The sequence below is a fragment of the Ferribacterium limneticum genome (assembly GCF_020510625.1).
Taxonomy (GTDB): Bacteria; Pseudomonadota; Gammaproteobacteria; order Burkholderiales; family Rhodocyclaceae; genus Azonexus; species Azonexus limneticus_A.
Genome location: NZ_CP075191.1, coordinates 1,342,994 through 1,355,579, shown reverse-complemented (window position 1 = coordinate 1,355,579; position 12,586 = coordinate 1,342,994). Strand labels below are relative to the sequence as shown.

Annotated in this window: 6 protein-coding genes; 1 reads left to right on the top strand and 5 read right to left on the bottom strand. The window is 60.8% G+C overall.

Annotated elements, in window-relative coordinates; translation table 11 throughout:
- Positions 1 to 4: 4 nt before the first annotated feature.
- The 5 genes from KI617_RS06475 to KI617_RS06455 form a co-directional block, all read right to left on the bottom strand.
- On the bottom strand, positions 5 to 571 hold the full coding sequence (locus tag KI617_RS06475) for a response regulator (protein ID WP_226451191.1): 567 nt from the start codon (positions 569 to 571) through the stop codon (positions 5 to 7).
- Positions 568 to 1,884: an HD domain-containing phosphohydrolase gene (locus KI617_RS06470; RefSeq protein ID WP_226451190.1), complete on the bottom strand. Its 1,317-nt coding sequence runs from the start codon at positions 1,882 to 1,884 to the stop codon at positions 568 to 570. The genes KI617_RS06475 and KI617_RS06470 overlap by 4 nt, the downstream gene beginning before the upstream one ends.
- A complete protein-coding gene (locus tag KI617_RS06465) occupies positions 1,881 to 4,574 on the bottom strand; it encodes a PAS domain S-box protein (RefSeq protein WP_226451189.1) in 2,694 nt (897 codons plus the stop codon). The genes KI617_RS06470 and KI617_RS06465 overlap by 4 nt, the downstream gene beginning before the upstream one ends.
- A complete protein-coding gene (locus tag KI617_RS06460; RefSeq protein WP_226451188.1) occupies positions 4,561 to 7,521 on the bottom strand; it encodes an EAL domain-containing protein in 2,961 nt (986 codons plus the stop codon). The genes KI617_RS06465 and KI617_RS06460 overlap by 14 nt, the downstream gene beginning before the upstream one ends.
- Before the next feature lie 89 nt (positions 7,522 to 7,610).
- Positions 7,611 to 10,598, bottom strand: a complete 2,988-nt coding sequence (locus KI617_RS06455; RefSeq protein WP_226451187.1) for an ATP-binding protein — start codon at positions 10,596 to 10,598, stop codon at positions 7,611 to 7,613.
- A gap of 234 nt (positions 10,599 to 10,832) precedes the next feature.
- Between KI617_RS06455 and ycaO the strand changes: the two genes are divergently transcribed.
- Positions 10,833 to 12,572: a 30S ribosomal protein S12 methylthiotransferase accessory factor YcaO gene (gene ycaO, locus KI617_RS06450; protein ID WP_226451186.1), complete on the top strand. Its 1,740-nt coding sequence runs from the start codon at positions 10,833 to 10,835 to the stop codon at positions 12,570 to 12,572.
- Positions 12,573 to 12,586 lie beyond the last annotated feature (14 nt).

Sequence of the window (12,586 nt, the reverse complement as noted above, 5' to 3'; positions counted from 1 at the left end):
CGCTTTAGTCCCTGGCCTGGAACTCGGGGTCAAGCACGACGGAACCGTCCGGCCCCCAATTCACATCGGTAATGCCCGGCTCAATGCGTTCGAGGCGCTCGGCTTCCAGTTGCTCCGGCGAGGTATCGCCCATCTCCAGACGCACCAGGTTGGCCAGCTGGCGGTTTTCCAGCATCAGGTCGCGGTGCGCGAGCGCCTGGCCGATCGCCGACATCAGGTCGTAATCGTTCCAGGGCTTGCCGATGAAGCGCTCGATGCCGACTTCGTTGACCGCCCGGACCAGGGCATTGAGGTCGGCATAACCGGAAAGAATCAGGCGGGAGGCGTCGGGCTGGATGGCCTTGGCCGCCTTGAGAAACTCGATGCCATCCATGCCCGGCATCCGGTAGTCGCTCATGAACAGCTCGAAGTCTTCACTGCGCGCCGCCTCCAGTGCGGCCAGCGGCGAGTTGAAGGCACTCACTTCCAGCGCATACCGTTTGTTGCCGTAAACGCACGGGGCCAGGCGCAATACCCGCTTCAGGGAATTGAGGATGGAATCCTCGTCATCAACGATCAGGATACGGCTCATTTTTCCTCCTGGCGGATGTAGAGCGTCAGCATGTGTTGTTCAGTCGATTCCATGCGGATCAGCTGGGCAATGATTTCGGCGGTCAGCGCACTCCCTTTGGCCAGCAGCATGTAACCGTCACGGTGCTCCAGGTCGCGGGAGAGCACCATGCCCGGCTTGAGGTGCATGGTGCGCAGCGGCACTTCGACCGCACCGGTCTTTTTGGTTTCGGCCAGGAGCTTGACGAAAGTATCGACCACCGTCGGGTCATAGCGCTTGCCCCGATTGTCGATCAGGAAATTCAACGCTTCAGCCGGCTTGAGCGGGCGCTGGGCCAGCGTGCCGATGAGCAAGGCGTCATAGTCATTGACGACACACAGAATGCGGCTGCCCTGCGGGATGGCTATCCCGGTCAGATGATCGGGATAGCCACTGCCATCAAAACATTCGTGGTGGTGGCGCACCAGTACGGCGGCCTCCTTGAACTTGTCGATGCCCATCAGGATGTTCTGGCCGACCGCCGGGTGTTTCATCACCAGATTCCGTTGCTCGGCCGTCAACATGTTGTAAGGCTTGGCCAGCAATTCGTCGGGCAGGCCGAGCTTGCCGATGTCGTGCAACAGGCCGGCCAGCATGACGTTCTGGACCTCGGCATCGGGCAGCCCGAGGCGCTGGGCAACGCTGCGCGCCTGCTCGGCGACGCGCCGGCCGTGGCCAGACATCTGACTACCCAGCGGCCCGCCCCTCAACTCGATGACGCCGGCAAACACCTGGACGCTGGTCAGGAAGGACTTTTTCAGCTCGCTGTGCGCCTGTTCGACAAAGCTCAGCGCCTGGCGCAATTCAGCGGTGCGCTCGGCAACTTTCTGCTCCAGGCTGGTGTTCAGTTGCTTCAATTCATCGTTCTGGGCCTTGGTCAGGGCGCTCAGACGCTGGTTTTCGGTTTCGAGCCGCTGGCGTTCGGTTGCTTCGCGGACGATGGTGATGATCTCGTTGTCATCCCAGGGCTTGGAAACGTAACGATAGATTTCCCCCTGATTGATCGCCGCCACGGTAGACGTGATATCGGCATAACCGGTCAGCAGGATGCGCATGACCTGCGGCCAGCGGTTCCGCACTTCCTTGAGGAAGGCGGCACCATCCATTTCCGGCATGCGCATGTCGGAAATGACCAGATCGACCGACTCTTTGGCGAGTATTTCCAGCCCGGCCGCACCGCTCTCGGCAATGAAGATGCGGTAGCCGTGCGGGCGGAAAAGCCGCCGCAGCGCGGACAGGATGCCAGGCTCGTCATCGACGAAAAGTAGGGTCGGGAAGCTCTGTTCCTCGCTCACAATGATGTCTCCACAGATTCTCTTTCGGCTGTCTTTCCTTGATGAACAGGCAGGATGACACGGAATGTCGTTCCCTTGCCAAGGCTGCTCTCGACCTCAAGGTGGCCGTGATGTCTCTCGATAATGCTGTAGGCCAGAGAAAGTCCGAGACCGGTCCCCTGGCCAACCGGCTTGGTGGTGTAGAAGGGTTCGAAGATGCGGTTGAGGTTTTCGGGAGCGATACCGACGCCGCTGTCGCTGACTTCAACGCAGACCGCATCGTCGCCCCGGCGATAGGTACGGATGGTGATCGTACCTTGATTTTCGATGGCATGTCCCGCGTTGACCAGCAGGTTCATGAAGACCTGGTTGAGTTGCGAGATCAGGCAGAAAACAGGCGGGATGTCGCCATATTCCTTGATCACCTTGCACTTGTATTTGAGCTCGTTCCAGACAATGTTCAGGGTCGAATCGATACCCTGATGCAGATTGGCCTCCTGCCACTCCTGCTCGCCGACGCGCGAAAAACTCTTCAGATCCTGGACGATCTTCCGCACCCGGCCTAGCCCATCCTTTGACTCGCTCAACAGGCTGAAAATGTCTTCCTTGAGGAAAGCAAAATCACAGTCATCCTTCAGACGGAGGACTTTTTCCAGCGCGGGGAACGACGTCCCCATCTCGCCGGCCAATTTGTCGTAGGCCTCGATGATGGCCATCAGGTCATGCAGGTAGCCATCCAGGGTGCCGAGGTTGGAATGCACGAAACCGATCGGATTATTCAGTTCATGGGCGACGCCGGCCGCCAGCTGGCCGATGGACGCCATTTTTTCCGATTGCAACAACTGGTTGTGCGCCTCTTCAAGGCGTTTGTTCAGCAGTTTCTGCTGGGCCAGGGTTTCGCTGACCGCCAGCTGCTGGGTCTTGCGCTCCGTGATGTTGGTCAGGACGCCATCGTAAAAGAGGGCCCTGCCCTCGGCGTCGCGCCGCACGATGGTGCGGTCGACGACCCAGATGACCTGATTTTCAGCCGTCAGCAGACGGTATTCCTGTTCATAACCATCCAGCCCGGCGGCAGTCTTGCGGCTGACCTCGTCGGCAATACGGGACAGGTCATCGGGATGAACGAGTTCGCTGAATGGTGGCTTGCCGGCTTTCAGGTCATCCGGTGTATAGCCCCATTGCTTGACGTTCTCCGAAACAAAAACCACCGGCCAGCCCTCGCTGGCGGCCCAGCGGAAGCAGACCACCGGGCTGGCATTGACCACCTGCATGGCCAGCCGCAGGGCATTCTCTATCCGCTGCCGGCGGACAATCCGCCAGGTTTCGTTGGCGATCAGTTGCAGCGTTTCGACGTCATAGTCGGTGTAATCGCTCGCTTTGTTCCCGACGCCGGCCACCATCCTGACGGCCCCGCCATCCATGACCGGAATGCTGAGAAAGCGCAGCAGCACGGAATGCCCCTCCGGAAGCCCGTGCTTGCCCGGAGCCGCCGCGTAGTCGTTGACGACGACAGGCATTTTTTGCCGTACCGCATCCGCCCAGATACCCGCTTCGGCCAGCGGGTAGTGCTTGTCGAAGGCGGCCGTGCAGTATTTTTCCAGCGTGCTCCGCGACCAGGCCACCAGTTCGATGCTATTGCCGTCATCGTTGACCAAGTGAATGAAAGCGACAGCGCTCCCGGTCAGTTCCTCGGCGCATTCGAGGCCGTATTGCATGAAGTCCTTTTCAGGGAGCGCCTCGGCCTTGATCGGCAGTTCAAGAAAAACGGCCGAGCGCCGGTCGCGCTGGTACAACTGCTGTTCGGCCATCCTTCGCTCGGTAACATCGAGGGTGATGCCCCCCAGGTCTGCCGTGCCATCACCGCGCGGAATGACGAACTTGGTCGACTGGTAGTGGCGACCGCCAAAACTTTCCTCGATGACCTCGGTTTGGCCGCTGGCCATGATTCGCGCATCGTCGGCCAGAATCTTCTCGCCGAACTCACCCGGGAAAAAATCCTGCGAGCGGCGACCGATCATTGCCGCGGGCGCCAGGCCCAGTTGTCGGACGAAACCACGATTGGCAATCAGGATGCGTGAGTCGGCATCCTTGACATACGCCGTTCCGGGAAAGTGATCGATGAAGCGCTGCAGCGTTTTTGCCGACTGTTCCCATTCCCGCTCGGCCAGAATCCAGTTGCTGATGTCCTGGACGACCACGGCAAAAGATTTGTTCCGCCCGCTGGCACTGCGGATGGCACGGACGGAAACATGGGTTTCGACCACCGAGCCATCAGCTCTCAGGAAGCGTTGCTCCATCGAGTAGCCATCGGACTGGCCAGCCATCAGCCGCTCGAAATTGGCCTGGCTCATCGCCAGGTCATCCGGGTGGGTCAGCTCAGGCCAGGCTTTCCCGACCAGTTCGTCGTTGCTTCGCCCGAGGATGCGGCAAAGCGCGGGGTTCACTTCCAGACAACGCTGAGCCGTATCGGAACGCGCCATGCCGACCATGGCATGGTCGAAAATGGCACGAAATTCTTGTTCAGCTCTCCGCTCGTCCCTTCTGCCCCTGACGATCTGGCGCGCCCCCAAAGCGGCCAGCCCGATGAGCAGCACCGAAAAGGCCCAGGGGCTGAGTCCCTGCTCAGCCCAGAACCAGATACCGACCAGAATCAGCAGGACTGCCGGCAGGAAAACCCGAAGAAATGCGACGCTGGGACTATTTGGGTTCATCTTGAGCGAAAAAGGCGTGGCGCTGATGATCCTTGGTCATCCGGAAAGCTTCGCGGATCTGTTCGCGCAGTTGGTCATCATCCCAGGGCTTGGTCAGGAATTTATAGATCGCGCCGCGATTGATCGCATCGGTGACCGAATCGAGATCGGTATAGCCGGTCAGCACAATGCGGATGGTTTCCGGATAAAGCTGGCGGACGCGGGCAAAAAACTCGGTCCCGGACATTTCCGGCATGCGCTGGTCGGAAAGAATGACCTGCACCGGATTCTTGGCCAGCAATTCGAACGCATCATTCGGCGAGGTCGCGGTGAGGATCTGGAAGCCCTCGCGGCGCAGCAGGCGCGACAGCGCCGAGAGAATATTGGGTTCGTCATCGACGACCAGCAAGGTCTGGCCGTTGTCGGTCGGTTTATCGACCAGGGCCAGACGCTTGTTGCCAGACAGCAACTGCTCGAATTGCCCGGCCGGCAGGGCGGGACTGAACAGATAGCCCTGCATCGAGTCGCAGCGTCGCCCGCGCAGGAAACTGGCCTGTGCTTCGGTTTCCACACCTTCGGCGAGCACGGTCAGGTTGAGGCTGCGGGCCATGACGATGGCCGCCGTGGCGATCGCCGCGTTGACCGGATTTTCGATAATGTCGCGCACGAAGCCCTGGTCGATCTTGATCTTGTCGAACGGGAAGCGCGAAATATAGGCCAGCGAGGAATAACCGGTACCGAAATCATCGAGCGAGAGCTTGGTCCCGAGCGTCTTCAAGGCATGGCACTGGGCAATCGCTTCGTCAATGTCATCGATGAAGGCACTTTCGGTAATTTCCAGCTCCAGCGCGCCCGGCGGCAATCTGGTTTCATCGAGCACCTGACGGACGAGGCCAGCCAGGTTGGGCTGGCGGAACTGACGCGTCGACAGATTGACGGCAACGCGCAGGTTGGCCAGACCGAGATCGAGCCAGCGCTTGGTCTGCTCGCAGGCGGTGCGCAAGACCCACTCGCCGATGGGCAGGATCAGGCCGGTTTCCTCCGCAATCGGAATGAATTCAGCCGGCGACACCGGGCCGAACTGTGCGGTGTTCCAGCGCAGCAAGGCTTCCATGCCGATCATGTTGCCGCTTTCAAGGCTGATCTGCGGCTGGTAATGGACCGCCAGCTCATTGCGCGCAAGGGCATCGCGCAGCGCCGCCTCCAGCCCCAGACGGCGAGCCGCATTGGCGTCCATTTCCGGCGAGTAGAAGCGGAAAGTGCCGCGCCCGCCCTTCTTGGCGCGCAACAGGGCGGCGTCGGCGCAGGTCAGCAGCGTATCCGCCTCTTCACCGTTGCGCGGGGCGACGCTGATGCCGATGCTGGCGGTCATGACCAGCGATTGCCCCTTGATCTCGAAGGGAACGGCAATCGCATCGAGCATGCGCTGGGCGAGTGCAATGGCATCGCTTTCCTGCGCCAGGCTGGCCATGACGAAACCGAATTCGTTGCCGGAGCGCCGGCCGATGGTGTCGCCTTCCCGGACCTGCAGATTGAGGCGACGGGCGACCTCGACCAGCACTTCATCACCGGCCGGTGGGCCAAGGGTGTCATTGATGAAACGAAAGCGATCGAGGTCGAGCAGGATGACCGCCGTTTCCCGCTTGAAGCGGTGCGCGGCAATCAGCGACTGGCCGAGACGGTCAGCAAACAGATTGCGATTGGGCAGGTTGGTCAGCGGATCGTAGCTGGAAAGATACTGGATGCGCTCCGCCGCCGCCTGACGCTCGGACAGGTCGCTGAAGAGGCCGACGTAGTGCATCAGTCGGCCCTGGGTATCGCGAACGGCCGAAATGCTCAGCCATTCGGTGACCAGATCGCCGCTCTTGCGCCGATTGGTGATTTCACCCTGCCAGTTGTCGTGGCGATTGAGGCAATCCCACATGTCGCGGTAAAACTCGGCGCCGTGAATGCCCGAGCGAAGTATCTTCGGGTTCTGGTTGAGCACTTCACTGGCGGAATAGCCGGTCACCTTGGAAAAGGCGGCATTGATCAGCAGAATTTTGCCACCCGGATCGGTAATGCAAATACCGTCGCTGATCCCGGTGAAGACGACCGCGGCCAGACGCTGCTCGGCTTCCGCCGCCTTGCGCTGGCTGATGTCGACCATGGTACCGAGCGTCAGCAGGGGAGCGCCCTCGGTGTCGCGACGAATCACCTTGCCGCGCACCTCCATGGACACCCAATGGCCATCCCGATGCTGCATTCGGATGTCGTCGATAAAAATTTCATCGCCCTTGAGCAGTGCCTCGGCCAGATAGTTTTCAGTCCGGGCGCGATCCTCCGGATGGATCAGCGCCATGTGCTCGGCAATGGGCGCCGCTCCCGGTTCCCGGCCCAGTATCCGGGCCAGGGAGTCGTTCCACAGGCTGGTTCCCGCTTGGTGGTCGTGCTCCCAGATGCCGGAGGCGGAGCTTGAAATCGCCATCTGCAGGCGAGCATCAAGTTGCTTGTTTTCGGCCACCCGGCGACTGACCTCCTGCTCCAGCCAAACCTTTTGACCGGCCAGCAGATCGCGGGAACGCTTGATTTCAATCTGGCTTTCGACCCGGGCCCGCAAGATGGCCGGCTGGATCGGCTTGGTGATGTAGTCGACCGCCCCTTCGTGCAGCCCGGCCCCTTCCTCGTCCGGGTTGTTGATCGCCGTCACGAAGATCACCGGAATATTGCTGGTTGCCGGGTCGGCACGCAGTCGGGCGAGCACTTCATGGCCATCCATGCCGGGCATCATGATATCGAGCAGGATGAGGTCCGGCTGAGGGTCGAGCCGGGCGTAGCGCAAGGCGGTCTGGCCGTTGCTGGCGGCGCGGACATTGAGGCCCATGTCGCGAACAATTTCGGAAACAATGTTCAGGTTGACCGGGACATCATCGACGACCAGGACAATAGGCCTTGTGCCATCTGCCGCCCCACCTGCCGGATTTATCATTTCTCGCCGCCTTGCCATATATCCTGTTAGTGCGAGTTTCTCTCTACTGGCTCGGCACGACAAGGGAAGCAGCGCCTCCCGGCAAAATTTTATTGAATCTTTTTCTGAATCTTTCCGAGCAGCACCAAGGCTGCCTCGAAATTGTAGGCACTTATTTCACGGCTGAGGATTTCACACTCGGCCGGCCAATGAGCTTTCAGGACAGGCTTGAGGCGGGTAAAGAGGTGGGAAGCTTCGGTATCGCCAGTGTCCAGAAGCCGGGCCAGCTGCGCCAGATCTTCGGCCACGAGCAGGACGTCGGCCGGCGCAACGCCATCCTCCGGCGAGACGGCTGGTACTTCGGCTTCTGGCAGGTACTTGGCGAGGACGGCGTAGAGGATGTCCGGGTCCACGGGTTTCGAGACGAAATCGGTCATGCCGGCGGCGAAGCATTTTTCCTTGTCCTCCAGGAAGGCATCGGCCGTCAGCGCAACGATGGGAATGTCCGCGCCGCCGGGTAGTTGGCGGATCTGGCGGGTCGCATCGAGACCGCTGAGTTCCGGCATCTGGACATCCATCAGGATCAGGTCGAATTTTCCCGGCGCGAACTGATCGACGGCAGCGACACCGTTCTCGGCGGTTTCAACCTGCAAGCCGATGGCACCAAGCAATTCAATGCCAATTTCACGGTTGATCGGCTCATCTTCTGCCAACAGGACATGCCCGCGCAGCGGCTTCGCTTCCTGGATGCCAGAAGGTGTTTGCTCCACACTGACCGCATCATCGCCCGTTGCGCCAAGCCGGGTGGTGATCCAGAAACTGCTGCCGGCGCCGGGCGAGCTCTCGACCCCCACATCGCCGCCCATCAGTTGCGCCAGATGCCGGGCGATGGCCAGGCCAAGACCGGTGCCGCCAAAGCGCCGGGTCGTCGAGCCGTCAAGTTGCTCAAAGGCACTGAACAGGCGCTTGCAATCGTCGGCAGAAATGCCGATCCCGGTATCGCTGACCGTGAACCGGCAAATCATCTCGCCGCCCTCGTTGCCCAGCAAGCTGCCAGAAAGCGTGATCGACCCATGCTCGGTGAACTTGACCGCATTGCCGACAAAATTGAGCAGCACCTGACGCAGACGCGTCGCGTCACCGAGCACCCGCTCCGGCAGATTTTCGGCCCTGATTTCAAAGCGCAGCCCCTTGCCTGCCACCTGGTCCTGCACCAATGTCCCGACCGTCTGCAACAGCTCGGACGGCGAGAAGACATTGCGCTCCAGAACCAGTTTGCCGGCCTCGATTTTCGAAAGATCGAGAATGTCGTTGATGATCTTCAGCAAATGCTTGGCGGCCGACGAAACCTTGAACAGTTTTTCGCGCTGCTCCGGGTCGAGCGGACTCTGCTGCAGCAGGTAATTGAGCCCGATGATGGCATTCATCGGGGTACGGATTTCGTGGCTCATATTGGCCAGGAATTCCGATTTCGAACGATTGGCGGATTCTGCGGTGTCCTTGGCAATGGCCAGTTCCCTGGTCCGCTGTTCGACCAGTTCCTCCAGATGCTGGCGGTGGGCCGCCAACTCGGCTTCATTGCGGCGCCGCTCGGAAATGTCTTCCTTGACGGCGACGTAGTGAGTGATCGCCCCCTGTTCGTCACGGACGGGCGAGATGGTCGCCTGTTCAAGATAACGGGAACCATCCTTGCGCTGGTTGATGAACTCGCCGGACCAGGTTTTCCCGGCCAGCAAGGTCGGCCAGAGCTGTTCATAGGTGGCTCTTGGCGTCTCGCCGGAGTGCAGGATGCTCGGATTGGCCCCGATGACTTCTTCGGCCGTGTAGCCACTCGACCGCAAGAATGCCTCGTTAACAAAAATGATTTTTGCACTGACATCGGTGATCACGATACTGGCCGGACTCTGCTCCACCGCTGTCGACAGGCGACGCAAATCCGCCTCGGCCAGCTGGAGGGTGGCCAGCTTGGCCGCCAGCGTCTGGTTGAGCGACTCGATGGCCTGACGATTGTCCAGATTCCGTTTTTCTCTGTACTGCAGCGCTTCCGTCATCTCGTTGAAGCGCTGAATCAGGATTTCCAGCTCGCTGGGCATTCTGGTTTCGGCAATCCGCGTTGAGAACTCACCCAGGGCCACCTTGGCCGTGGCATTTTTCATTTGCTCAAGCCCGGTTTCAATCAGGCGATAAAGGTAAAAACGACCGAGCAGGATCGAGAACAGGCTCAGCACCAGCAGTAACCCGATACGCAGCCAGAAGTGCTCGCTGAGCCGGCTCAGCGTTTCATTGAGCGGCGCTGCCACGCTGATGAGCAGTTGCTCATCAGCCACTCTGACCGGAGCCAGGAAATACAGGCGCTCGGTGCCATCCAGGCCGGTCATGGTGACGCTGCTCCGGCCTTCACGAACGGCAGCGACAAAGCGTGTCCGGCTTTCTTCGCTCAAGGCCTTGTCCCGCCAAAGTTCGGGATCCGGGTAGCGGGAGAGCACCTTGCCATCCACCGTAAACAGGGCCGATATCCAGCCGGCCGGCAAGTTGTAGCTTTTGGTAAAGCGGTCGAACCAGCTGATGTCGCTCGCCGCGAACAGTGTTGCCCGGAGCTTGCCCTGGGCATCGGTGAGGGGAAAACCGAAAACGACGCCCGGCTTGCCAGATATCTTCCCGGTCACGAACTGCCCCTTGGTCAGGCCCTTGGCGGTCAGCGACTCCTGAAACCAGCGCCGCTCAGCGACACTGACGGGCGATGCCGATGTCAGTGCAGCGCAGAAAACCTCGCCATCGGGCAATGCCGCGCCGAGATTCGAAAATCCGTCAAAGGTGCTGAGCAGGCGGCGGCTCAGGCCATCGCACTCCTCCGGGTCCAGATCCCGCATGTTGTCCGCCAGCGCCATCGTCCGCAGCAGAAGACCGACATCCCGCAGGGAAGCATCTTCTTCAATCTGCAAGCCCTGAATCATCAGGCGACCTTCGCGCTCGATCTGCTCGGTGGCCAGATCAAATTCGATGCGGTAGTCGCGGAGGGTCAGCCCGACCAGCGGCAGCAGGACAATGGCCAGCACCAGCCAAAGACGGCTGCGCAAGGAGAATTTCGCAAACAACATGATCCGGATGGCTAATCCACGACAATCGACAAGGCGTCAATACTCGACCGGTTAACGAATTCTGTAAATCCATAATTTTCCTGACCAAACTTTTGCCCCACCTGCCTGCCTTTGCGGCGCTGACCACTTGCCCATGGGCGCCACATTTCACTGAGGCTTTTCGGCACCTTGACGTAAACTGCGGGCCGCAGCATCGCCGCTGCCTAACCTTTGACGCCTTTGGCAGGACGCCCGATGCAAAACGAACACTTCATTCCGGGCAAGGACGCCTCGCTCGAACACTCCATTTCCTCGATGCAGGCCAAGCTGGCCGCCCGCGGCTTCGATATCGAAGAATGCTCCTGGCTCAATCCGGTCGATAACGTCTGGTCGGTGCATGTGCGCAATCGCGCCTGCCACCTGATGTTCACCAACGGCAAGGGCGCCACCAAGCTGGCCGCCCACGCCAGTGCGCTGGGCGAGTATTTCGAGCGCCTGTCGTGCAATTACTTCTGGAACCACTATTACCTCGGTGACGCCATCGCCAACCGCGAATTCGCCCATTACCCGCGCGAACGCTGGTTCCCGGTCACCGGCGCCGACTGGCCGAGCGAACTGCTGACGCCGGAACTGCAGGCCTTCTACAACCCGGAAGGCAGCATCCCGGCCGAAGCGCTGATCGACATGAACACCGGCCACTACGAGCGCGGCATCTGCGCCATTCCTTACGTACGCCAGCGCGACGGCGCCGAGGTCTTCATCCCGGTCAACATCATCAGCAACCTCTATGTCAGCAACGGCATGTCGGCCGGCAACACGCAGGCCGAGGCCCGCGCCCAGGCGCTGTCGGAAATCCTCGAACGCCACGTCAAGTTCAAGGTGATCGCCGAAGGCCTGTGCCTGCCGGACGTGCCGGAAGACGTCATCGCCCGCTACCCGAGCATCGCCGCCGGCATCCAGGGCTTGCGCGATGCCGGCTTCGGCATCCTGGTCAAGGACGCCTCGCTCGGCGGCAACTACCCGGTGATGTGCGTGACCATGCTCAACCCGCGCGACCAGGGCGTCTTCGCCAGTTTCGGCGCCCACCCGCGCTTCGAGATCGCGCTCGAACGCGCCCTGACCGAACTGCTGCAGGGCCGCGCCCTCGAAGCCCTCGACGGCTTCCCGCCCCCCGGCTTCGACCTCGATGAAGTGGCCAGCGCGCCGAACATCGAAATCCATTTCGTCGATTCGAGCGGCATCGTCCACTGGAACTACTTCGGCGAGACGCCGGACTTCGAGTTTGCCGACTGGAACTTCAACGACCTCGAAAACGGCAAGACGGCCGACGACTACGCCTGGCTGGCCGAGCGCATCCACGCCGACGGCCACGACATCTACGTCGCCGACTTCGATCACCTCGGCGTCTACGCCTGCCGCATCCTGGTGCCCGGCATGTCGGAGATCTACCCGATCGACGATCTCGAATGGGAAAACAACAGCAACGGCGCTGCCGTTCGCCCGGCCATCCTCAATCTGGCCGAACTCGACGAAGACCAGTGCGGCCAGTTGCTCGACACGCTGAACGAGCTGAATATCGCCGACGAACGCCCGGTCGCCGCCCTGATCGGCCTCGCCCCGGACGCCGGCTCGCTGTGGGCCGACCTCCGCGTCGGCGAGCTGAAGACCATGCTGGCGCTGGCCGTCGGCGACACCGATGCGACGCTCGAAGGCTGCGAATGGGTGCGCCAGTTCGAACAACTCGACGCCGGCCGCCGCCGCGTTTACCAGTGCATCGCCACCCTGCTCGAAATGGAAGACCCGAACATCTTCGAAGATGCGCTGGTCAGCCTCTACGGCGAGGAGACGCTGGACATGGCGACCGACCTGATCGATGGCGAAGTGCGCTTCTTCGGGCTGGTTTCACCGGGCCTTGATCTCGTCGGTTGTGATCTGCACCAGCGCCTGCTGCAGGAATACGCCAAGGTGCACGCCAGTCCCGCTCAAGGCACCTGACCGGCAGGAAGCAA

Coding starts and splice junctions, on each gene's coding strand:
- KI617_RS06465 (WP_226451189.1), bottom strand. CDS start 4,574: ATGAACCCAAATAGTCCCAGCGTCGCATTTCTTCGGGTTTTCCTGCCG.
- KI617_RS06455 (WP_226451187.1), bottom strand. CDS start 10,598: ATGTTGTTTGCGAAATTCTCCTTGCGCAGCCGTCTTTGGCTGGTGCTG.
- KI617_RS06460 (WP_226451188.1), bottom strand. CDS start 7,521: ATGATAAATCCGGCAGGTGGGGCGGCAGATGGCACAAGGCCTATTGTC.
- ycaO (WP_226451186.1), top strand. CDS start 10,833: ATGCAAAACGAACACTTCATTCCGGGCAAGGACGCCTCGCTCGAACAC.
- KI617_RS06475 (WP_226451191.1), bottom strand. CDS start 571: ATGAGCCGTATCCTGATCGTTGATGACGAGGATTCCATCCTCAATTCC.